This is a genomic window from Pseudarthrobacter sp. MDT1-56 (assembly GCF_059383555.1).
On record NZ_JBWZCK010000006.1, the window covers coordinates 207,299 to 229,127 of the forward strand.

22 protein-coding genes, 1 tRNA gene and 1 riboswitch are annotated in these 21,829 nt (G+C 67.6%); of the genes, 13 read left to right on the forward strand and 10 right to left on the reverse strand.

Translation table 11 applies throughout. The features are described 5' to 3' along the window. Positions 1 to 99 precede the first annotated feature (99 nt). Positions 100 to 918, reverse strand: coding sequence for a pyruvate, water dikinase regulatory protein (locus AC50YC_RS10665; RefSeq protein WP_494953501.1), 819 nt, complete (start codon positions 916 to 918; stop codon positions 100 to 102). A 117-nt stretch (positions 919 to 1,035) separates the two neighbouring features. Here AC50YC_RS10665 and AC50YC_RS10670 point away from each other — a divergent pair, with 117 nt between their 5' ends. Further along, positions 1,036 to 1,239, forward strand: coding sequence for a hypothetical protein (locus AC50YC_RS10670; protein WP_354172527.1), 204 nt, complete (start codon positions 1,036 to 1,038; stop codon positions 1,237 to 1,239). Positions 1,240 to 1,933: 694 nt separating this feature from the next. Here AC50YC_RS10670 and AC50YC_RS10675 read toward each other — a convergent pair. Beyond that, complete coding sequence (locus AC50YC_RS10675) at positions 1,934 to 3,091, reverse strand: alpha/beta fold hydrolase (protein ID WP_494953502.1); 1,158 nt, start codon at positions 3,089 to 3,091, stop codon at positions 1,934 to 1,936. Positions 3,092 to 3,204: 113 nt separating this feature from the next. Beyond that, positions 3,205 to 3,292, reverse strand: a tRNA-Ser gene (locus AC50YC_RS10680). A 151-nt stretch (positions 3,293 to 3,443) separates the two neighbouring features. Here AC50YC_RS10680 and AC50YC_RS10685 point away from each other — a divergent pair. The 4 genes from AC50YC_RS10685 to AC50YC_RS10700 are packed head-to-tail and all read left to right on the forward strand — an operon-like array spanning position 3,444 to position 7,449. Then, complete coding sequence (locus AC50YC_RS10685) at positions 3,444 to 4,508, forward strand: zinc-dependent alcohol dehydrogenase (RefSeq protein ID WP_494953503.1); 1,065 nt, start codon at positions 3,444 to 3,446, stop codon at positions 4,506 to 4,508. Between the two features lie 4 nt (positions 4,509 to 4,512). Then, positions 4,513 to 4,911: a 6-pyruvoyl trahydropterin synthase family protein gene (locus tag AC50YC_RS10690; RefSeq protein ID WP_494953504.1), complete on the forward strand. Its 399-nt coding sequence runs from the start codon at positions 4,513 to 4,515 to the stop codon at positions 4,909 to 4,911. A gap of 14 nt (positions 4,912 to 4,925) precedes the next feature. After that, positions 4,926 to 6,188: a glycosyltransferase gene (locus AC50YC_RS10695; protein ID WP_494953505.1), complete on the forward strand. Its 1,263-nt coding sequence runs from the start codon at positions 4,926 to 4,928 to the stop codon at positions 6,186 to 6,188. Positions 6,189 to 6,192: 4 nt separating this feature from the next. Next, positions 6,193 to 7,449, forward strand: coding sequence for a DNA glycosylase AlkZ-like family protein (locus AC50YC_RS10700; RefSeq protein ID WP_494953506.1), 1,257 nt, complete (start codon positions 6,193 to 6,195; stop codon positions 7,447 to 7,449). 35 nt (positions 7,450 to 7,484) lie between these two features. Here the strand turns inward: AC50YC_RS10700 and AC50YC_RS10705 are convergent, their stop codons facing one another. Then, positions 7,485 to 7,988: a nucleoside deaminase gene (locus tag AC50YC_RS10705; RefSeq protein ID WP_494953507.1), complete on the reverse strand. Its 504-nt coding sequence runs from the start codon at positions 7,986 to 7,988 to the stop codon at positions 7,485 to 7,487. A gap of 71 nt (positions 7,989 to 8,059) precedes the next feature. Between AC50YC_RS10705 and AC50YC_RS10710 the strand changes: the two genes are divergently transcribed. From AC50YC_RS10710 to AC50YC_RS10720, 3 genes are all read left to right on the forward strand, one after another. Then, the gene (locus tag AC50YC_RS10710; RefSeq protein ID WP_494953508.1) at positions 8,060 to 8,902 is read left to right on the forward strand and encodes a phosphatase PAP2 family protein; all 843 of its coding nucleotides are present in this window, start codon (positions 8,060 to 8,062) and stop codon (positions 8,900 to 8,902) included. A gap of 12 nt (positions 8,903 to 8,914) precedes the next feature. Beyond that, complete coding sequence (gene upp / locus AC50YC_RS10715) at positions 8,915 to 9,550, forward strand: uracil phosphoribosyltransferase (protein WP_354172505.1); 636 nt, start codon at positions 8,915 to 8,917, stop codon at positions 9,548 to 9,550. Between the two features lie 95 nt (positions 9,551 to 9,645). Beyond that, positions 9,646 to 10,023 (forward strand): VOC family protein, encoded by a 378-nt coding sequence (locus tag AC50YC_RS10720; RefSeq protein ID WP_494953509.1) that lies wholly within the window; start codon positions 9,646 to 9,648, stop codon positions 10,021 to 10,023. A gap of 27 nt (positions 10,024 to 10,050) precedes the next feature. On the opposite strand, the gene AC50YC_RS10725 is transcribed toward AC50YC_RS10720, so the two are convergent. From AC50YC_RS10725 to AC50YC_RS10735, 3 genes are all read right to left on the reverse strand, one after another. Next, on the reverse strand, positions 10,051 to 10,800 hold the full coding sequence (locus AC50YC_RS10725; RefSeq protein WP_494953510.1) for an aggregation-promoting factor C-terminal-like domain-containing protein: 750 nt from the start codon (positions 10,798 to 10,800) through the stop codon (positions 10,051 to 10,053). Position 10,801: 1 nt separating this feature from the next. Continuing rightward, positions 10,802 to 10,959: riboswitch (cyclic di-AMP (ydaO/yuaA leader) on the reverse strand. Positions 10,960 to 11,111: 152 nt separating this feature from the next. Then, positions 11,112 to 12,704: a sensor histidine kinase gene (locus AC50YC_RS10730; RefSeq protein ID WP_494953511.1), complete on the reverse strand. Its 1,593-nt coding sequence runs from the start codon at positions 12,702 to 12,704 to the stop codon at positions 11,112 to 11,114. Positions 12,705 to 12,707: 3 nt separating this feature from the next. After that, positions 12,708 to 13,448 carry a response regulator transcription factor gene (locus tag AC50YC_RS10735; RefSeq protein ID WP_494953512.1) on the reverse strand — a complete coding sequence of 247 codons (741 nt, stop codon included), beginning with the start codon at positions 13,446 to 13,448 and terminating at the stop codon, positions 12,708 to 12,710. Between the two features lie 625 nt (positions 13,449 to 14,073). Here AC50YC_RS10735 and AC50YC_RS10740 point away from each other — a divergent pair. From AC50YC_RS10740 to AC50YC_RS10760, 5 genes are all read left to right on the forward strand, one after another. Beyond that, entirely contained in the window at positions 14,074 to 14,937 is an 864-nt protein-coding gene (locus tag AC50YC_RS10740) for a winged helix-turn-helix domain-containing protein (RefSeq protein WP_494953513.1), read from the forward strand. Between the two features lie 128 nt (positions 14,938 to 15,065). Continuing rightward, positions 15,066 to 15,269, forward strand: a complete 204-nt coding sequence (locus AC50YC_RS10745; protein ID WP_018774263.1) for a dodecin family protein — start codon at positions 15,066 to 15,068, stop codon at positions 15,267 to 15,269. 55 nt (positions 15,270 to 15,324) lie between these two features. Beyond that, positions 15,325 to 15,852, forward strand: a complete 528-nt coding sequence (locus AC50YC_RS10750) for a SixA phosphatase family protein (RefSeq protein WP_494953514.1) — start codon at positions 15,325 to 15,327, stop codon at positions 15,850 to 15,852. Between the two features lie 142 nt (positions 15,853 to 15,994). Beyond that, a complete protein-coding gene (locus tag AC50YC_RS10755) occupies positions 15,995 to 16,588 on the forward strand; it encodes a hypothetical protein (protein ID WP_494953515.1) in 594 nt (197 codons plus the stop codon). A gap of 79 nt (positions 16,589 to 16,667) precedes the next feature. Beyond that, on the forward strand, positions 16,668 to 17,726 hold the full coding sequence (locus tag AC50YC_RS10760) for an EamA family transporter (RefSeq protein WP_494953516.1): 1,059 nt from the start codon (positions 16,668 to 16,670) through the stop codon (positions 17,724 to 17,726). A 578-nt stretch (positions 17,727 to 18,304) separates the two neighbouring features. On the opposite strand, the gene AC50YC_RS10765 is transcribed toward AC50YC_RS10760, so the two are convergent. The 3 genes from AC50YC_RS10765 to AC50YC_RS10775 are packed head-to-tail and all read right to left on the reverse strand — an operon-like array spanning position 18,305 to position 21,722. Next, on the reverse strand, positions 18,305 to 18,973 hold the full coding sequence (locus tag AC50YC_RS10765) for a TetR/AcrR family transcriptional regulator (RefSeq protein WP_494953517.1): 669 nt from the start codon (positions 18,971 to 18,973) through the stop codon (positions 18,305 to 18,307). Further along, the gene (locus AC50YC_RS10770) at positions 18,970 to 21,018 is read right to left on the reverse strand and encodes a YhgE/Pip family protein (RefSeq protein WP_494953518.1); all 2,049 of its coding nucleotides are present in this window, start codon (positions 21,016 to 21,018) and stop codon (positions 18,970 to 18,972) included. The genes AC50YC_RS10765 and AC50YC_RS10770 overlap by 4 nt, the downstream gene beginning before the upstream one ends. Beyond that, positions 21,015 to 21,722, reverse strand: coding sequence for an ABC transporter ATP-binding protein (locus AC50YC_RS10775; RefSeq protein ID WP_494953519.1), 708 nt, complete (start codon positions 21,720 to 21,722; stop codon positions 21,015 to 21,017). The genes AC50YC_RS10770 and AC50YC_RS10775 overlap by 4 nt, the downstream gene beginning before the upstream one ends. Positions 21,723 to 21,829: the final 107 nt, after the last annotated feature.

Genomic DNA, 21,829 nt, shown 5'->3' on the forward strand with positions numbered 1-21,829 from the left:
GATCGCCGGTTGATGGGCGCAAGTCCTGTCCACAGTGACAGGTCTAGGCCAGTGTTTCCACATGATGTGGTCCACGCAACACTTGTGAACCCCTGTGGCCTAATGCTTGAGGTTCATCTTCTGGAGGATCGTGGCTGCCATTTCCTCCACGGAGACGCTGGCCGAATTGAGATAGGGGATCCCGTGGGACACGTACAGCCGCTCGGCGCTGCGCAACTCAAAGCCGCACTGCCGCAGCGACGCGTAGGGCGAGCCCCGGCGGCGTTCCGTACGGACCTGGCTCAGGCGCAGGGGATTGGTGGTGAGGCCGAAACACTTAGAAACAAACGGCCGCAGCGGCTTGGGGAGCCCTTCGCGTTCAAAGTCCTCGTCCACCAGCGGGAAGTTCGCAGCGAAGATGCCGTGCTGCAGCGCCAGGTACATGGTGGTAGGAGTCTTGCCGCAGCGCGACGGAGCCACCAGGATGACCTGGGCCTTTTCGAGCGCGCGCAGGCTTTGCCCGTCGTCGTGCTCCATGGCGTATTCGACGGCGGCCATCCGGGACTGGTAGCGGGCGGCGTTGCCCAGCCCGTGGGCCCGGCCCGGTTCCCCGCTGGCTTCGGCTCCCAGGGCCCGCTCCAACTGTCCGACGTGGGTGCCGATCAGATCCACGATGATCCCGTTGCAGGTGCCCAGGGTCTGGCGGATGTCGCTGCCGACGGCGGTGGAAAAGACGATCGGCTGCAGGCCGGTGGCGGCAAGGTTGTCGATTACCTTGACGACGGCCCGGGCCTGGTCGACGGTGGTGATGAACGGGACCGTGATGCGGTCAAATTCGTTCGCGGGGAACTGCGTCAGCAGGGTGTTGCCGAGCGTTTCTGCGGTGATGCCCGTACTGTCCGAAAGGAAGTAGACCGGGCGGGGAGCGTCATTGGTCATGAACGCATTGTGCACCAGTGAAGCCTTCTCGTTCGTCCATGACGCACTTGCCGTGCGGCCGGTACGGGCGGCACCGCTGGGAGTAGGCTGTGTCCCACGTCACCCAAAGGAGCCCTAATGAGCTACAAATACCGGACCGTCAAAGTCCGCGGTACGGATCTTGTCGGAACCATTGCCCGCAGGCACGGGGGTGCACCCGAAATCTATGAAACTTCGAAGGACCCGAGCACTTCCGTCGTACCGGTGTTCTTTCCGGAAACCGGAGAGATCCGCTTTTTCGACCGGTCGGTGCTGGAAGACGTGGTGAGCCCCGCCGGGTAGCCGTAGAGGAGAATATCTCTGAAGTGGGCACGGAATACGAAAAATGCGGCCTCATAAACCACAGTAGTTCTGAATTTTCAAGTCAAGTTGAAGCCTATTGCCCGCTAACGCTAAGGCGTTTACTCTGGCGGTGGGATCTGGCCCGGGCATCTTTCTGGGGAGAGACCATTTCGGTGTTCCGATCGAGTTGGATTCCGCAAAGGCTGGCTCCATGGTCTCAAAACGATGGAGCCAGCTTGCAGGAATCTTCGGGCCCGGTGGAGCCTCCACATATTGCCAGGCGTTAGGCCTGAGGACGTCACCTAAGCGGGGCTGCACCACTCCAAACCGTGCTGTAGCCGGTCGCTGTTGGGACAGCGGGGGTCGCTGCACTTGGTCGGGACTGTTATGAATTTCTTCGCCCGATCACCCAGCGAGGTGGATTCCACTTTTCGGTTGATTGTCCTGGCGCCGCAGTGGTCGCATGTCCATGCGTCTGGCATTTTTCCCCCGTTTTTCATTAGAGGCAGCAGCCCCGGATTGAAAGCTTATGGCCGCTATGCCTGATAAGGAATGGCTGTCACCCGGTGATCCAATAAAACCGCAGAACGCTCATGCGGTGGTGAAGATAGTGCCTGAGTTGAGGGACACGAATATTTCCAAAATAGGGAGCGAATATTCCGGGCAACATCGACGGGCCACCGGGATCGGACTATCACTTGGAAGCGCCTGCGTTCGTGCCTGCGGCCTGCAACCATGTGGTGAGAACCTCGCAGGCGAGCTCGAGGTTTCCCATTTGGCAGTGCTGGTCGGCCTGCTCGGCTCGGGTAAACATGCGCGTCGTGACGCTTCGGGCGGCTGTGAGCGCTTGAGCCTGCGCTTTGGTCAGTGCTGGCGGCTGGAAGGCGTCGTGCTCGCCGCACATCAGCAGCACATCCTGGTTCACCCGTCCGCTGTCCAGGTGCTCGGCGTTCATGCCCAGGAACCACTCGGCGACGTCCGCCGGATCGTCGCTGTCGAGCATGTAAAGGACCTGATTGACCACAACGCGTAGGGTCGGCAACAGCCGGGCACGGGTGCGCACGCTCCAGCGCATAAAGCGCCGGTGCCGCACCATCGTGCGGACCGGGCTGCGCAACACGGGTGGGACCTTGTGAAGCCAGTCGTACACCGGCGGCCAAGCCACGACACTGTGGATGCGAGGCTCGCGTCCCGCGGCACGCAACGCCCAGTACCCGCCCATCGAGATGCCGACCAGGGCGGCCCGGTCGAGGCGGAAGTGGTCCAACACCGCCCCGACCGGTTTTCCCCAGTCGTGGTCGAAGGTGAGTCCGTTCAAAGTCCGCGCCCCACCTTGTCCCGGGCCCTCGAAGGCAATCACGTCGAAACCGGCGGCAGCGACTCGCTGACGGATGGGGAAGAACTCTTCGATCAAGGAGTCGAACCCGCCGTGCAGCAGCACCGTGCCGCCAGTTGGTGTCCCGGCCGCCGGAAGCGAATACGCCGGCAGTGCCGCGTCGGCGTAGGGGACCTCGTGACGGACGATGGCAGCATCTGCGAAGGAGGTGTCGATGAGCTTCAGATAGCGGCGGTAGCGATGCGCTTTCTCCGCCGACCGGGGCGGCGTGAAGAATTCCGCGATCATCTCATAACCCGCCGCGTTCCGAGGCCGGGCCTCGGCGGCCGCCCGGCTCGATAAGGCATCAAACACGGTGACACAGTCATCCATCGACCGCACGTCCGCGGCGTCGACTAGCTCCTGGCGGTCGGCGAAGCCCAGCGCATATGCCCGGTTGAGCTGGTAGTTGACGAAGTCCCGTCGATGGAAACGTTCGAAGCCCATTGGCAGGGCCACAAGCTCGGGATCGCTCATATCGCCAGCGTACTCCCGGAGTGGCAGGCGCAGTGGGTGCTCACATCCGATTTCGGGGCAAAACAAAACCCCTGCTTCCCTTGGTTTATAAGGGAAGCAGGGGTCTTGCTACTTGGCGGTGACGGTGGGATTTGAACCCACGTTGGCTTTCACCAAACAACATTTCGAGTGTTGCACCTTCGGCCGCTCGGACACGTCACCAACCTGACTAGGGTACCGGAGCAGGGCGCTCATCCACAAAACGGCGGTCGGGCCTGCCCCTGAGCGCGGCCCCGACAGACCGCGAACCGCGGCGCGCCCGGGCCGTCGGCACTTCCCCGTGAATGGGCGGGGGACTAGATTCGTCAGCAAGATGACTAACTCAGACCAACAGCCAGCACAGCACTCCACAGCCACCGCATACTGGACCGTCGGCCCCGGGAAAGGGGAGCTCCGGCGCGAGGACCTGCGCGCTCCTGGCCCCGGCGAAGCACTCGTCCGCACCGTGTACTCGGGCATCAGCAAAGGCACCGAACTCGTCGTCCACAACGCCCGCGTCCCGGCATGCGTGGCAGAGGAGATGGCCGCCCCGAACCAGGAAGGATCCTTCCCGTCCCCGGTCAAATTCGGCTACCTCTCCGTCGGCGTCGTCGAGGACGGCCCGGCTGGCTGGCTGGGCAAGACGGTCTTCTGCCTCTACCCGCACCAGGACCGCTACATCGTCGCGGTGGAGAAACTCACCGTGGTTCCGCCCGATGTCCCCGCCCGCCGCGCCGTGCTAACCGGCACGGTCGAGACCGCGATCAACGGGATCTGGGAGGCCGGGCCCCGCCTCGGCGACCGCGTCGCCGTCATCGGCGCCGGCCTCGTCGGCGGTATGGTGGCCAAGCTCCTGGGCTCGTTCCCGCTCGGACGGCTGCAGCTGGTGGATATCGACCCGGCCAAGCGGGCGTTCGCCGAAACCCTCGGCGTCGAGTTCAGCCTGCCCGACGACGCCCTGCCGGACTGCGACATCGTGATCCACTGTTCCGCCTCGGAGGCAGGCCTCGAGCGCGCCCTGCAGCTCGCGGGCGACGACGGCGATGTCATCGAGATGTCCTGGTATGCCGACCGCAAAGTCAGCGTGCCGCTGGGCGAAGACTTCCACGCCCGCCGGCTGTCCATCCGCGCCAGCCAGGTCGGCGTCGTGGCCCGGGCACGCCGCCACCGGCGCACCAACGCCGACCGGCTCCGCCTCGCCGTCTCCCTGCTGAGCGACCCCGCGTTCGACGCGTTCCTCACCGGTTCGTCCACCCTCGCGGAGCTGCCCGACGTCGTCCAGCGGCTCTCCGACGGCGCACTGGACGCGCTTTGCCACGTCATCGAATACCCGGCCAGTGACGGCCCCATCCGTCAAAACCCCGCCACCGAATCAGCCCCCACAGAAGCCACGAGGTAAATCCGTGTTCAGCCTGACCGTCCGCCGCAACTTCATGATTGCCCACAGCCTCCCGCGCCCGGCCTTCGGCCCCGCCCAGGGCATGCACGGCGCCACCTTCGTCACGGAAGTGACCTTCCGCCGTCGGACCCTGAACGAGGACTCGATCGTCCTGGACATCGGCGAGGCCGGCGAGGTGCTGGATGCCATCCTCGAAGGCCTGAACTACAAGAACCTTGACGAGCACCCCGACTTCGCCGGCAAACTCAGCACCACCGAGGCCCTCGCCCAGTACGTCGCCGACGCCATGGCAGCAAAGATCCGCACCGGCACGGACGGGCGTGCGCTCGCCGGACTGGACGTGACGCTGCGCGAAACCCCCGACGCGTGGGCCAGTTACTCACTCGACTTCGAGGCCAGCTAGGAACTCCGGGGCCAGTGGGGAACACCGTGCAGCCGGACGGCCTCCGCCTCCGCCTGGTGGTGCCCGGCAACGTGGGCCACAACTCGGGCGGCAACGTCTATAACGCCGCCCTCGCCCGGGAGCTGGCTGCGCTGGGCGTGGATGTGGACATCTGCCCGCTCGACGGCGGCTGGCCGGTCGGCAGGCCGGAGGACCGGCGGCGCTTGGCCGCCCTCCTGGGCGACGACGAAGGCGCCAACGGCCATAACGCCAACGCCGCCGACGCGGCCGGCGACAAACGCGTGGTCACGCTCGTCGACGGGCTCCTTGCCTGTGGGGCGCCCAAAGAACTGGCCGAGGCCGCGGCTGCCGGCCGGCCCGCCTGGATTCTTCTCCACATGCCGCTCGACGACACCGGGCACAACGAAGCCGGGTTGGAACTCCGGGCGCTGCGGGCGGCGGCCGGGGTGATCTGCACCAGCACCTCGGCTGCGGCCGGGATCCAGGCCAGGCACGGGCTGGACGGTGTCCGGACTGCCCTGCCCGGCAGCGACGCCGCCGCGCTGGCCGACGGATCGGAGCCGCCGCATCTCCTTGCCGTGGCCGCCCTGCTGCCGAACAAGGACCAGTCTTTGCTCCTCGCCGCCCTGTCGGCCCTGACGGACCTGCCGTGGACCGCTTCCCTGGTGGGCTCCGACACCGCGGATCCGGCCTATGCCGCGCGGCTCCGGGACACGGTGAACCGCCTGGGGCTGCAGGACCGCATCCGGATCCCGGGGGAGCTGCGGGGCGGGGCGCTGGAGGCGGAATGGGCCGCGGCAGACCTCAGCCTGCTCATTTCGAAGGCCGAGACCTTCGGGCTTGTGGTGACGGAGTCGATTGCCAGGGGTGTTCCGGTGGTGGTCGGGGCCGGCACCGGCGCCGTCGAGGCCCTCGCAGCCGGTAACCCCGCACCATCACCTGCCGCGCCCGCCGCGGCGACGCCCGGGACCAGTCCCGCGGCGACGGACGCCGCGGCCACCCTGCCGGGAACCGCCGTCGCCCTCGGGGACGACCCGGCGCCCCTCACGGAGGTGCTGCGGCGCTGGCTGTCCGAACCCGGCCTCCGCACCCGCTGGCGGGCCGCGGCGGTCGACGCCCGGGACCGTTTGCCCGGCTGGGACAGCACGGCCCGGACCGTGCTGTCAGCCCTGGACCCGGAGCACCCGGCCGCGCGGGCACCGGCTGCTCCACCCGGTGTAGAGCAGGAAAAGCCGTCCGCGGAAGATTCCCCTGCCGCACAAGCTGGGGGACAATGACCCCATGACGCCCCAGCCCCTGACCACGCAGCCCCGGACGGCGAACGCGCCGCCCGCCCGGACCCTCACCCCAGAGCGGCTCCGCGCTTGGGCCTGGCACAAACAGGGCCTGGACGGATCGCTGGCCGGCTGCACCGCGGAGCAGGTCTTCGCCCGGGCGGGCTGGGCGCGCTCCGTGGGCGGCGCCAATCCCTATCTGACGCTCTTCGCCCGCGCCGGCATCCGCCGCGAAGAGGTGGACGCCGACGTCCTGGCGCACCGGATCCTTGAACTCCCGGCGGCGCGCGGCTGCACCTACGTGCTGGGCCGGGACGACTTCGCCTGGGCGCTGACGCTCGGCCGCGACGCCGCCGAGGCGACCGTCAAGGTGGTCGGCAGGCTCGGCGTGGACCGCGGCGAAATCACCCTGCTGGAAGAGCAGGTGCTGCACACGCTCGCCGAGGCCGCCGTCCCGATGGACCCGAGGCAGCTCAAGGACGAACTGGGCGAATCCGTGCGGAACCTCGGCGAGGAAGGCAAACGGAAGGGCGCCACCACCACGCTGCCCACGGCCCTGGGCATCCTGCAGTCCCAGGGTCGGATCCGCCGGGTGCCGGCCACCGGCCGGCTCGACCAGCAGCGCTACGCCTACGAACTGTGGAACCTGCCGCCCAGCCCGCTCGACGACGACCAGGCCCGCACCGAATTGGTCCGCCGCTACCTGGGCTGGACCGGAGGGGCCACCTTCAAACAGTCGCAGTGGTTCACCGATTTCACGGTGGCCCAGAGCAAGGCGGCGCTGGCCGCGGTCGGCGCGGTGGAGGTTCCCACCGCCGCCGGGGAGACGCTCTGGATGCTGCCCGACGACGTCGACCAACTCGCCGAGTTCCAGGAACCGGACGACGAGCAGATCCAACTGCTCGCCGGAACGGACTCCCTCGCGCTGCTGCGGCGCAATGCCGCCGAGCTGCTGGCCGAGGAGGACCAGCACACGAACACCCTGGGTTCGCTGGCGCTGCAGGCGGACCTCCCGGACCATCCCATCGTCGACCGGGGACGGATCATCGGGCTGTGGCAGTACGATCCTGGCAAGGAACAAATCGTGCCCTGGGTGTTCCGCACCCCCACGGACGCGGTGACCCGGCGGATCGCCGAAGTCGAGGCTTGGATCCGGGAGGACCTCGGCGACTTCCGGGCCTTCAGCCTCGACTCACCGGCCACCCGGCAGAAACGAATCGACAACCTCGCGGCAGCCGCAACAGGCTCCGCCGCCGTCAGCTAGCCCCGGGATCCCCAGGAGCGGGGGAGCGGCGAGACTCAGGCGCCGCGGTGTCCTGCAAAGAAGTCCTGCAGCAACGCCGCGCACTCCTGCTCCCTGACCCCGCCGAACACTTCCACCCAGTGGTTGAGGCGGCGCTCGCGGAGGATATCGAAGACGGAGCCGGCGGCCCCGGCCTTCTCGTCCCAGGCGCCGAACACCACCCGTGGAATCCGGGCCAGCACCACCGCCCCGGCGCACATGGCGCAGGGCTCCAGCGTCACCACCAGGGTGCAGTCCGCCAGCCGCCAGCCGTCACCGGTGCTCCCGTCCTGGGCGCTGAGTTCCTGCAGCCGCGCCGCGGCCCCGCGGATGGCGACCATCTCCGCGTGCGCCGTCGGGTCCCCGAGGGCCTCCCGTTCGTTGCGGCCGCTGCCGAGCACGGTGCCGTCGGGTCCGATGACGACGGCGCCGATGGGCACGTCCGCCGTGGCCAGCGCGGCACGCGCCTCAGTGAGGGCAAGACCCATCCATTCGGCATGGCGGGGCTCGGGGGAAGTCATTAGTCAATGATAGTTTCGATAGTAAGCACGCTGTGCAGCACAGCTGCCGGCAACGACATTCGGGAGACATCGTGAGTACCGGGATAGAGAGCTGGTTGACGCAGCGCTGGGGAAAATGGGTGGTGCCCTACGCGGCGCTGTGGGTCACCATGCTCATCGGCGGCGTCGTCGTGGTGGTCCTGGCGCTGCTGAGTGCCGAGGTTTATGACGATGTGGTGGACGACGCCGGCCTGGCGAACCTGGACAAGCCCACCCTGGGGATGATGGAACAGCTCCGCAGTCCCGGCCTCGACTCGTTCGTGACGGGGTTCACCAACATCGGGGGCGGGATCGGGATGCCCATTCTGGGTAGCCTCCTCACCGCGTGGCTCATCTGGACCAGCCGGACCTGGCGGCCATTGATCCTGATCGGGGGTGCCGCAGCAGTCTCCGTGACAGCCACCTCGCTGGGCAAGACGCTGATCGGCAGGACCCGCCCGGACCACGCCGACGCCGTCCCGCCCTTCGAATCCTCGCCCTCGTTTCCGAGCGGCCACACGCTCAACACCACGGTAGTGATCGGGCTCGTTGTGTACCTCGCTTGTCTGCAGATCCAACGCACCGCAGCCCGGGTCAGCCTGATAGTGGCCGGCGGGGCCTTCATCTTCGCGATGGGCATGAGCAGGGTCTATCTGGGCCACCACTGGATGACGGATGTGATCATCGGGTGGGTGCTGGGTCTGGCCTGGGTCGGCATCGTGATCCTGGCGCACAGGCTGTTCCATGTGATCCGGCACCGCGAGCATGCCGGCCCCGCGCCCACATTCGACCATCCGGCGCACCTGCGCGACGGCGCCGCAAGCGGGAGTACTCCGGAGGACAGCGACGACGTCGGCGCCCGCGGTCCCACGGGCAGGCCCCCAGCCGCCGGGTGATAGTTTTGACCCATGCGCACTCTCGTTGTGGACCACCCGCTGGTCGCCCATAAGCTCACCGTTCTGCGGGACAAGAACACCCCGTCCCCGGTCTTCCGCCAGCTCACCGAGGAACTCGTCACGCTCCTGGCGTACGAGGCCACCCGCGACGTCCGCACCGAACCGGTGACCATCGAGACGCCGGTCAGCACCACCATCGGCACCGCCTTCACCAAGCCCACCCCGTTGGTGGTCCCCATCCTCCGGGCCGGACTCGGCATGCTCGAGGGCATGACCAAGCTGGTTCCCACGGCTGAAGTCGGATTCCTGGGCATGGCCCGCGATGAAGAGACCCTGGACATCATCACCTACGCAGAGCGTCTCCCCGAAGACCTCACCGACCGTCAGATCTTCGTCCTGGACCCCATGCTCGCCACCGGCGGCACGCTGCGCGAGGCCATCAAGTTCCTCTTCAAGCGCGGCGCTTCCGACGTCACCTGCATCTGCCTGCTGGCCGCCCCGGAAGGCCTGGCGAAACTCGAAGAAGAGCTCGCCGATGCCAACGTGACGATTGTGCTCGCCTCGATCGACGAGAAGCTCAACGAGAAGTCCTACATCGTGCCGGGCCTGGGCGACGCCGGCGACCGCCTCTACGGCGTGGCCGGCTAGTCCAGCCGCCCGGCGTCGGACCTGCCCTCGCGGCCGGACCCTCGCGCGGGGCCCCGGCCTACCGGAATGCCCCGCCCGGTACTAGCCTGAGCCCCATGGACTGGAAACTTGAACTTGTCTTTGTTCCGGTGTCCGATGTGGACCGCGCGAAGGATTTCTACGTCAACAAGGTGGGCTTTAATGCCGACTTCGACGAGCGGCCCATGGAGGGCATCCGATTCGTCCAGCTGACCCCGCCGGGCTCCGGCTGCTCGATCGCCATCGGCGAGGGCCTCACGGACGCCCCGCCGGGCACCGCCCCCAGCCTTCAGCTCGTGGTCAGCGACATCCAGGCCGCCCACCAGCAGCTTAGGGACAACGGCGTGGACGTCAGTGACGTCGATGTCCAGGACTGGGGGCATTTTGTCCACTTCGCCGACCCTGACGGCAACAAATGGGCGGTGCAGTACCTCCCCAACCGTCCCGCCGGCTAAGCCGGCTGGTCTGGCTGTGCCCGGGGTTTAGTACCAGTTGTTGGCGTAGTGGAAGTTCAGGGCGCCACACGGTGAGCCGTAGCGATCCTCGATGTACTCCAGTCCCCAGTTGATCTGGGTGCGGTAGTTCGTCCGGTAGTCGGCGCCCGCGCTGGCCATCTTTTCGGCCGGCAGCGACTGGACCACGCCGTAGGCGCCGCTGCTCGGGTTCGTGGCAGTGGTCTCCCAGTCCGACTCCTTGGTCCAGAGCTTCATCAGGCACTGCATCTGGCTCGGGGCCCAGCCATAGGAGCCCAGCTGGCTGGCCGCGTACGCCTGCGCGCCCGCAGGATCATTGACCGCAACGGGGGCGGGCGCAGGGGCAGGTGCCGGAGCAGGCTCGGGTGCCGGAGCAGGGGCCAGGGCTGCCGGGGCCGGCGCCACCTCGGCCGCCGGGGCTGGGGCGTCGCCGGTGGGGAGGACGGCCTGGTTCTCGACCCGGACACGTTCAAAATCAAGGTGTGTCAGCGGATCCGCCGTGGCGGCTGCCTGCTTGGAACTGTCCGCGCCGGCGTTGCGGGTGGACGTCTCGGACGCCTGGCCGGCGGCGCCGGCCCCCACGAGCACCGCGCAGGCGGCCACAATGACGGCCGCCCGGCGGCCGGCCGAGCCGGCGTTGTGGGCAAACCGGGCCAGGGCTGAAGCGGGCTTGGCTGGTTCGGCGCGGTGGCGCGAATGCTGGGAGCCCGTCGTCGGTGCGGCGCCGTCAGAGCGCGTTTGTGCCTTGGAATCAGTCATGAGTGCCTCTCAACGCCTGCGGAGTTAGCTGTCGGGTTCGGGTGAGGTCACCCGGCCGCACGGAAACTCACGTGTCGGCTTCACCCCAGGGGTGCGATGTGCAGAAATGCCCGGGAACTCTGGGTCCCCCGCCTCTGCCTGGTCCAGCGGAATCCGAGAGGCGGCAGAGCTTGGCGTGCATCCGGATATACGGCCCAGTGATGACCGCACCCTAAAAACCGTACAGGAGTTGGACGCCTATGTCACATTTCGGTAACAGGAAATCCGACGGCGGCGGGGCAGCTTGCGCATTGCCCAGCGACGGAGCGTCCTCACGCGGCGGGTGGAGCCTCCGGCAGCCGGACGGTGAACTCGGTCCGGCCGGGCACTGAGACCACGCCGACAGTCCCGCCATGGGCCGCGACAATCGACTGCACGATCGACAATCCCAGCCCGCTGGTTCCCTCGGCGGAGGCGCTTGTGGCGGGGGCCGCGGTGGTGGCGACCGCGGCGGCTGCCTCGGGCGACCGCGGCGGGTGTAGCGGACGCCGCGGGAGGGACCCCCTGCCGGCTGCCGGCGTCGTGAGGTAAACCGGATTCTTGCGGGATGCGTCCGCACGCGTGAAGCGGGCAAAGACGCGGTCCACGAACTCGGGGGCGATCCCCGGGCCGTTGTCCGTCACGGTCACCACGGCATGTCCGTCCGGGGACCGCTTCACGCCGGTCACCACCGTCGTGCCGGGGCCGGTGTGCTTGCGCGCGTTGGAGAGCAGATTCGCCAGCACCTGATGCAGCTGGGTCGCGTCACCGCGGATCACCACCGGCTCTTCCGGGAGTTCCAGATGCCAGACCCGGTCCGGGGCCATGACCTTCTCGTCGCTGACCGTCTCGATGGCCAACTGGGTGAGGTCCACCTCGCTGAGCTTGAGCGGCTGGCCCTCATCCAGCCGGGCAAGCAGAAGCAGGTCCTCCACCAGGGTGGTCATACGCTCGGACTGGCTCTGCACCCGGGCCAGGGACTTCTGGCCGTCGGGGGTGAAATGCTCGGTCATCCGCATCAGCTCGGTGTAACCGCGGATGGCGGTCAAAGGGGTGCGCAGCTCGTGCGAGGCATCCGCGACAAACTGGCGGACCTTCATCTCGCTCTTCTGCCGGGCTTCGAGGGCATTGGAGACGTTGTCCAGCATCATGTTCAGTGCGTGGCCAACACTGCCCACCTCGGTTCCCGGATGCGCTGCGGACGCCGGCACCCGCACGGCCAGTCCCACCTCTCCGGCGTCGAGCGGCAGCCGGGAGACCTGGGTCGCGACCTGGGAGAGCTGATCGAGCGGCTTCATGGTCCGGCGGATCAGCGCCGTCCCGGCCAGGCCGATGACCACCAGTCCGCCGGCGGACACGAGCACCATGGTCCACACCATGGTGGCCAGCGTGTTCTGCTTCTCTGCGAGCGGCAGGCCGGTCACGATCACGTCCCCGCCCGCCTCGGCGGCAACCAGCCGGTAGGCGCCGGCGGACAGGGTCCGGTCCACCGGCTCGAGCCACGGCGTGAGCTCCAGGAGAATCTCGTCGTCCTCGTCGGTGAGGGATTCCCGGGTGGCATCTTCGGAGAGGAAACCGGCACTGCGGACCGAATCGTCATCGATTCTCGCGTTCAGGGTGCCGATGGGCAGGCCCCGCGCCTCGAGGGGATCGGAGCGGCCGGAGCGGCCAAACTCGCGGGCACGGACCGCTGCCTGCTGCAGCTGGGTGTCGAGCTGCTTGGTCAGAAAGAAGTCCATCGAGGCATAGCTGACAATACCGACGGCGCCGCAGATCGCCACGAGCAGCGCCATGGCGACCAGGACGAGCCGGGTGCGCAGGTGCCAGGTGGACGGGTTGCGCCAATTGAACCCGGAGGGGCGGAACCCGGCGGAGCGCTCAGGCACGGATCAGTCCGCCGGTTTCAGGACGTAGCCGGCGCCGCGCACCGTGTGGATCATGGGTGGACGGCTGGCGTCGACCTTCTTGCGCAGGTAGGAGATGTAAAGCTCCACGATGTTGGCCTGCCCGCCGAAGTCGTAGTCCCAGACCCGGTCCAGGATCTGGGCCTTGCTGACGACCCGCTTCGGGTTCTCCATGAGGTAGCGCAGCAGCTCGAACTGGGTGGCCGTGAGGTGCAGTTCTTCACCCGCGCGCCGGACCTCCCTCGTGTCGACGTTCAGGACGAGGTCCCCGACGACGAGTTCGGCCGTATCCATCGCCGCCACTCCGGAACGCTGGACCAGCCGGTGCAGCCGCAGCAGCACTTCCTCCATGCTGAACGGCTTGGTCACGTAGTCATCCCCGCCCGCAGCCAGCCCGGTGATACGGTCCTGGACGGCGTCCTTGGCTGTCAGGAACAAGGCGGGCACCTCCGGCGCGAAGGCGCGGATCCTGCCCAGCAGTTCAACGCCGTCGAAGCCGGGAAGCATCACGTCGAGCACGAGCACGTCGGGGCGGAATTCTTTGGCAAGCTTCACGGCTTCGGGGCCGTCGGCGGCCACGGCAACGGACCATCCCGCCATCCGCAGCCCCATGCTCATGAGTTCGGAGAGACTGGGTTCATCGTCCACGACCAGGGCACGGATGGGGGACCCATCCGGATGGGTGAGCTGGGGGAGGTTATTGGTCATGGAGTGGGAAGTGGCCATGGGACAACTCTCCGATCTGCCGGTTGGGTGCTGCTTTGGGGATCCTGTGCGGCGCCTGTGAATCCCAGCCTAGCGAGCTGGACATCCCCGCGACCGGCCGGCGGGCCGCTTTTTTCGTCGCCCCGGGGTGACCACTCTGTGGAACGCTGGACATCCAATGCTAAGTAGGCGAACGGTTTGACCGAACCGGCTCTCAGTGAATGATTCTGGGCGCAGCGGAGATTGGTGCGAATTATCTTCGGTGAACTGGGCCAACCGGGCGCCCATTAATCAGAACGGTTGTTATTTTAATGACGAAGCAGAATTGTGATCTGCACTACAATTCCGCGTTTCGTCTCATATTGTGGACTTCTGCGTCCATTGTTACTTGCAAGTTTTCATTGTTACGTTGCACACTTCAATTGTGAACAAGAACTCAACAGCACCTGCAGCCGCAGTTTTTTGGATCAGCGCACCCGCTGGTACTGAGAAGCGCTGTTGTCGAATGCACGCCTAACTTTTACACCCCAAAGGTTTCTAGGCATTCGCCCCCAGCCCAGCGTCGGGCGCCCTCCCCAGTTTTCATTGCGGGGAAAAGTAGCATTCGAGCCGCGATGACGGCCATTCACATTGAGGTAAGCAATCCATGTCAGTTGCATCCGGATACGTCCACATCTCCGTCCGTAACGCCAGCAAGGCCGGCCAGGCCTCCGGTATCCGCCAGGGCTTCGGCGGCCGGGCCTCCTTCGCCCCTGCCGGATCCGGCAACAGCTTCCCCGCCCCGGGCTTTGCCCCGCAGGGGTATAACCCCAACTCCTACGGACAGCTCCGCGCCGTTCCGCCGACGCCCGTCACGGCCCCGACTCCTGTAATTGCTCCGGGCGACGGCAGCCCCATCCGTCCGGTGCCAAACGACAACGTGGCCCGCGGTTTCGTCCTCTACATGGGGATCGATGAGGAAACCGCCGCGGCGGCCGGCACGTCCATTGCCAAGCTTGCCCAGGAAATCCGGGCCTACGCCCAGTCGCTCGTCTCCGGCGCCGAAAGCTACGCTGCCGTCGCCGTCGCACCGGCCAGCGCCCCGGGCTCCGCGCTGGACGTGGTCCGTTCCACCTTCGGTGACCCCACGGTGGGCGCCCGCCAGCGTGCCGAGACTGCCCGCCTGCAGCAGCCGCAGGACCCGCGCCCTTCCGGTGTCCTGATCGACCTTGCCCGCCGCGAGGTGGCGCTCGACGGCGAATCGCTGAACCTTACGTTCAAGGAGTTCGAACTCCTCAACTACCTCGTTGAGAACGGCACCCGCACCGTGGGCCGCGATGAGCTGCTCGAGGGCCTGTGGCGGAACGCCGAAGAGGTGCCCAACGAGCGGACCATCGACGTGCACATCCGCCGCCTGCGCTCCAAGCTCGGGCGCCTCGCGAACACCGTGCGTACGGTTCGCGGCCAGGGCTACCGCTTCTATGAGCACCCGGAAGTTGTGGTCTGGGCCGCCCCGGAATACTCGATCTAGCTTCTGATCCACGCAAAGCGTCCGTCCCTCACCGGGGGGCGGGCGCTTTTGCTTTCTCCGTGGGCTCTGTTGTGTTTCGGGGGTGCGGCGTAGGGTTTGACCGTTGGACCGACTATTGGGAGGAAGACATGTCTGTTGCACGGATTACTACCCTGAGCGCGAACTCCAAGACCTCGTTTGATGCCGCCATCAAAGAGGGCATCGACCGGGCGAACAAGACCCTGCGCAATGTCACGGGGGCGTGGGTGAAGGAACAGAAGGTTGAAATCAGCGACGGCGCCGTCGTGGCCTGGCACGTTGTGCTGGAAGTAACCTTCGTCCTGGAAGACTGAGCGGCCGCTGGTGGGATGCGTGCTCGTGGATCAGCCGCCGCACTAGGATTGGTCCATGAGCGCGCATCACATCAAACGGCTGGTGATCATGCGGCATGCCAAATCGGACTGGCCCGGCGGCGTCGCGGATCACGACCGGCCGCTCGACGAGCGCGGCCACCGCGATGCCCCGCAGGCCGGAAAATGGCTGTTGAAGCATGGCGTGGTCCCCGACTTCATCCTCTGCTCCAGCGCCCTGCGCACGCGGCAGACGTGCACCTGGGTGTGCAGTGAACTCGGCGACAAAGCCCCGACGCCGAAACTCGAGGACGGGCTCTACGCGGCTTCGGCGAAGCGGATGCTGACAGTGATCAACCACGTCCCGGATACCGTGACCACCCTCATGGTGATCTCGCACATGCCCGGGGTGCAGGACCTCGCCATGCATCTTGCGTCCCGCGATTCCGACCACGACGCCTACATGGATGCCGCCACGCGGTACCCCACGAGCGCGCTGACCGTCATGGAGACAGAGAAGTCCTGGGCCGAACTGGATGGCCAGGACGCGCTGCTCACGCACTTCAAGGTTCCCCGGGGAAAGTAGCACCCGGGCCCATCCGCGCACCCGCGCCCATCAACGCACCCGGGCCCATCAACGCCCCGGCACGGTGCGCCCCGCCCGATACCCGAATGCATAGTCACGCAGGCGATTCTGCGGTTTACTGATGCTGTTGACTCGTGGACTTATGGCGATCGAGAGAAAAGGCGGAATCATCGTGGATTCAGGACAGCTCATAGGGCTCATCATCGGCGTCGTTGTGGTGATCGCGATCGTCGTCGTGGCAACCATGCTCAGCCGCAAGCGCAAGGCGGAAGCGAACCGCCACAAGGCAGTCGAAATGCGCGAACAGGCCAAGACCGAAGAGATCGGCGCCAGGGAGCGCGAGGCGAAGGCTGCCCGGGCTGAGGCCGATGCCCAACAGGCAGAAGTCGAGGCCGAGCGGCTGCGGGAGGAAGCCCGCGAACGGCAGCAGGACGCCGAGAAGGTCCGCGCCGGCGCGCAGGAACAGCTGCGGAAGGCTGACGAACTGGACCCTGATGTGGTCACCAGCAAACGTGACGCCCAGAGCCGGGACGAGCAGCCCCGGGAAACCGCCGGCACCGAAGAGCTGCGCCGGGACCGCAGTGACAGGAACCCTTCCGCCGCCGAGCAGATCTCCACGCCGGGCGGCACTCCGGGCGGCAGCCAGGTCCCCGGCAGCCAGGTTCCCCCGGAACAGGCACCCCATGAACCGGCCCGCACCGACGAACCCCGCGGTGACAATCCCCGGAACCTCTAACCATCCGCGCACCACATAATCTCCGGCTCGCCAGCCCGATCCGGCCACGGCTTCCGGCCGGAACCGGCATAGTGGCAGGGTGAACCCTCGTCATTCCGCTCTGGCCCTGCTCGTTGCTGTGCTGTGGGGCGTCAACTTCGTCGCGATCGACCTTGGCCTGCACCCGGAAGGGGCGGAGATGCCGCCGCTGCTGTTTGTGGCGATGCGGTTTACCCTCGTGGTCTTTCCCTGCATCATCTTCATCCGCAAGCCGGAGGTGAGCTGGAAGGCGATCATCGGCGTCGGGCTGCTGATGAGCGCCGGCCAGTTTGGCCTCCTGTACCTGGCCATGGCCCTGGGCATGCCGGCGGGCCTGGCCTCGCTGGTCCTGCAGGCGCAGGTGCTGCTGACCGTGCTCCTGGCCGCCGGCTTCCTCGGCGAGCGGCCGAGCCGGCTGCAGTTCGCCGGCGTGGTGCTGGGTGTGGCCGGCCTCGCCGTTGTGGCCGTCGGCCGCAGCCTGGTTGCCCCGGTGCTCCCGCTGATGATCGTGCTCGCCGCGGCACTGTCCTGGGCCGCCGGCAACATCGTTGCCCGCAAAGCGAAGGCGGCGTCCGGACTGGGACTCGTGGTGTGGTCAGGGGCCGTGGTGCCGCTGCCGCTGCTGGGACTGTCCCTGCTGGTGGACGGGCCGGGGGCGGTGTCGCAGGCCCTGCTGGACGTCCAGCCTGTCACCCTGCTGAGCGCCCTCTATACGGCGGTCTTCGGGTCCCTCGTGGGCTACGGCATCTGGAACAGGCTGCTGGGGCTGTACCCGTCCTCCGCCGTTGTGCCGTTCACCCTTCTGGTTCCGGTGGTCGGGATGACGACGGCGTGGCTCGTCCTGAGCGAGGTGCCGACCCCCGCCGAGGTGACCGGCGGGTTCCTGCTGCTCGCCGGGGTGGCGACAGCGGTGCTGCGCCCCGGGAATTTTCGACGGCGGGATCCGCGACAGCGCGCTCAGCGGCGGGGCGACGTCCGTGCCGGGGGACGCGCGGATGTGGCGGCGGACTTGGCTCCGGACTTGGCGGGGGACTTGGCCGCGGCGGTTCCCCCGGCGGGGGAGGCCGGCCGCTTCAGTCCGGAGGACGCGGCCCGCGGGGCACGAACCCGGGCCGACTGAGCGTTGGCCGGTTGAGCCTTGGTTCCCGCCGCTGACCTGGACGCCGGGCGCGGGGTGGCGGTCCGGGACGGTGTTCGGCGGGCGGCTGCCGGCCGGGATGCCTGGCCTTTCGCGCCCGACGCCGGACGTCGCCGCGGGGCATGGCCTGCGCCGCGCGGACGCCGGCCCCTGCCTGGCAGGACCGTCCCGGCCACCAGCAGCAGCAGGGTGGCCGCGCCGGCGGCAGCAGCGAGGTAGAAGTACAGGTCAGGGTGTTCGGAAACCACCCGGGCTGACATCGCGTCCGGATCGGCATTGAAGGCCAGTCCCCACTGCCGCAGGAACGCGATGCTGAAGGCAATAAAGAGGATGCTCCCGATCCCACTGGCGGCCAGGGTCCGGTGCCGGCGGCGGATAATCACCTCGGAGACACATGCCGCATAGGCTGCCGCGCAGGCCGCCAGGAACCACAGGAACACGGTTTCGTGCAGGGTGATGCCGGCCAGCGCCAACAGCGCCAGTGCGGCGAGAAACGCACCGATGGCAATCTTGCCGTTGTTACCCATGTGGCCCATGTGGTTAATCATCCCCGAGAGTGGCTACTTCCTGACGTAGCCGCGCATGGACGCCATGATCGCGGCGACACTTTGCGCGCGGGTCCGCTCCGGGTTGTAGGTCTGCCGGTCCAGTCCCACCACGAAGCAGGCCCCGAAAATGGCTGTCTCCAGGCTGCTCCGGGATACGGCCGGATCCACCGGGTAGACGGCGGCCACCGCATCGATTGCAGCGCGGACCACGGTGAGCAGCCGTTCCCGGAGCTCAGTGAAGGTGTCCTGCCACTCGCTGGGGGTGCGCCAGTTCTCGCTCACCCACAGCCGCGCAAAGGACGGGTACTCGTCCATGAAGTCCATGGCCTGGCCGATCATCTCGTCCATCGCCGCTAGCGGGTCTGCCGCATCGTCCCTGACGCTCAGCAGCCGGGCCAGCAGGATGTCCACCCCGTGGCGCAGCAGCTGGGCGATCAGGTCCGATTTGCTGCCGAAGTTGTAGTACACCGTGCCCTTGGAGACCCCGGCCGCCGCCGCGATCTCATCGACTGTCACCCCGGCCACGCCGCGCTCGCCAATCAGTTCCATCGAGGCCTCGAACAGCTTCTGCTTGGTGGCGTTGGTACGGGCCGGCCGGAGCTTCTTCGCGGTTCCCGCGGTCCCCAAGGGGGTCGCCGCGCCGCCGGAAGGCGCCCTGTTGCTGTCCGTGCGGCTGCTCATACGGTGATCTCCGGTTTCAGGGTCTTCAGGGTCCAGTACTTGTGCTTCCGGACGGCCAGGGTGGACAGGGCCATCCCCAGCAAAGTGTAGCCAAGCAGCCCCAGCATCGTGGGCAGGATGACGGCCAGGTCAGCGCCGTAGATCAGGTGCCGCATGCCGTTGACCACGTACCCCATGGGAAGGATCTGGTGCACCACGTGGAGCGGTTGGGGCGTGGTCTGCCAGGGGAAGGTGCCCCCGGAGGAGACCAGCTGCAGCACCAGCAGGATGAGCACCACGAGCTTGCCGGGGGAGCCTAGCAACGCCACAACGCCCTGGATGATCGCGCTGAACGCCATTGCGGCAGCCAGCATCAGGAACCACATCAGCCAGGGGTGGGCCGGGCTGAGGCCCAGCCCCACATCAACCACAAGCGTGAGCAGGCTCGCCTGGACGGCCGAGACAGCCAGGAACGGTACCCAGCCGCCGACGGCGATTTTCCAGGCCGGGGCGTTCGACGCCAACGCCCGCTGGGTGACCGGCCGCATCGCCTGGATCAGCATAAAGACGCCGATCCAGAGGGCCAGGGTGAGGAAGAACGGTGCGAGGCCTGCGCCGTAGGAGCCGGCCTTGGCCTGCGAGACGTTGCTGACGGCGACCGGATCGGCCATCACCTTGGCGAGGCTGTCCTTCTGGGTGTCGTTGGGGTTGGGGACCTGGCCGGCGCCCTTGGCGAGTTCGCCCGCGAGGCTCGCTGCGCCGTCGGCGGCCGTGGCTGCCCCGCCTTCCAGCCGGGCCGCCCCGCCGTCGAGCTTTTGCGCGCCCTCGGAAAGTTTAGCGGCACCGTCCAGTGCGCCCTGCTGCCCGGCGGCGAGGGTGTCGGCGCCGCCGGCCAGCTGGTCCGCCCCGGTGGACGCCTGGGTGATGGCGCCGCCGAGCGCGGGGGTGGCCGCCGCCAGTTTGGCCGCCCCCGCACTGACGGACGCGGACCCGTCCGCCAGCTGCTGGATTTGCGCTGCCGCGGTCGTGAGGGTCGCAGCGGGCCCCGCGGACGCCGGCGGGGCTGCGGTGGCATCGAAGTCCGCGAGGATGGTCTCCGCCTGGGCCGGGGTGAGGACCCCCGCGGCGACGAGCCGGCTGTTGGACGCGACCACCCGGCTGCGCTGCGCCTGGGCGGCCGCCTGTTCGGAGGCGGCCAGTTGGCCGGCCAGGGACTGCATCTTGGTACTCAGTGCGGCGTTGCCGGCCGCCACCTGCGCGGCGCCGTCCGCGAGTGCCCGGGAATCGGCAGGCAGTGTGGCGGTCTGGTCCTTGAGTTGGGACAGTCCGCCGCTGAGCTGGGCTGCCCCCGTGCTGAGGCTGTTGGCGCCGTCCCGGAGCTTGAGCTGGCCGGCATAGAGCTCGGCGGTTCCGGTCTGGAGCTCGCCCGTGCCCTGGTGGAGGGTGACGGTCCCGTCGTGGAGGCTGGAAACGCCGTCGGCGAGTTGCCCGGCGCCGTCGGAGGCCTTGAGCATCTGGGCGTGGATGGTTCCGAAACCGGTGAGGAGCTGGTTGGCGGTTTCCTCGCCGACCTCGGTGGCCACCGTGGTGTGCACGGCGGTGGTGAGCTTGTCCACGATGGTGCTCAGCAGATAGTTGTTTGCGTCGTTGGTGGTGACGTTGAGCATGGCCTGGTTGGCGGCGTCGAAGCTGCCGGGGGAGACCAGGTTCGCGGAGAAGTCCCGGGGGATCTTCAGGGCAAAGGCGTACTTGCCCGTGCTCACGCCCTGGTCCGCTTCCTCCGGCCCGGAGACCGCCTGCCAGTTGAAGACGTGCCCGTCCGCGAGGCTCTCGGCGACCTTCCTGCCGGCCTCGAGTCGGGTGCCGTCGGCGGAGGTGGCTCCGGTGTCCTCCACGACCAGGGCGGCATCGATCTGGTTCAGGTTTCCGTAGGGATCCCAGTTGGCGTAGAGGTAGACGGCGCCATAGAGCAGGGGCACCATCACCAGCGCCAGGATGGTCAACTTGGGCAGCAGGCCACCGGTCATGCGCTTGAGTTCGGAGCGGGCCAGCCGCAAGACGGTCACAATGCGTCCTCGGTTTCCCGCGTGCTCGATGCGTCAAGGTCGTCCAGGGGACGGTCGCCATCGGCTGGTGCGCCGGCGTTGCCGATCTCAGTGGCAGGACCGGTCCAGCCGGCCGGGACGCGCATCACGGTGGCGACGACGGCGAGCGGACGTCCGGCGTCGTAGGCCAGCTCCTCCAGCCGCGGCAGCCAGTCATCCGGATCGCCGTGGCGGTCCGGGGAGTCCACCACGAGCAGGTCCGTGTGCGGGTCCGCCAGGGCAAGGGACGTGAGCAGCCCGATCCGCCGGGCGGCCGGAAGCTGCTCGGTCCACAGCCCCGCGATGTCCTCGAAGCGGTTGACCTTGAGCCAGGGCTGGCTCAGCAGTGAACCCCGGTAACGCCGCGGAATCAGGGCCAGGTCCTCGGTGACGAGGTCGCGGACGCTGAGGTGCTGCTCGGGTTCGTTCACGCCGGGGGAGTCCACCACAGCGCTGACCTGCCGCAGGGTCTTGATCCGGGCGCTTCCGTCCCACTCCGCGCCATCCCATGCGAAGTGGCCGCAGGAGGGTTTAAGGCGTCCGCTCAGGGCCAGGGCCAGGGCGGTGCGCTGGTCCTGGCGGGTGCCGGAAACCAGCAGGAGCTCGCCGCGCCGGACCTGCAGGGATGTGGCCGGGAGCAGCACGTCCCGTCTGCCGTTCACGGAGAGTTGTTGCACGCGGAGCAAGGGGAGCCTTTCGCAGAAGAATGTCTACGTCAAGGCTAACTAAACTGACCGGTCAGTTCAAATAAGATCGAAGCAATGTGAGCAACCAAACTGTGCGGCCGGTGGGC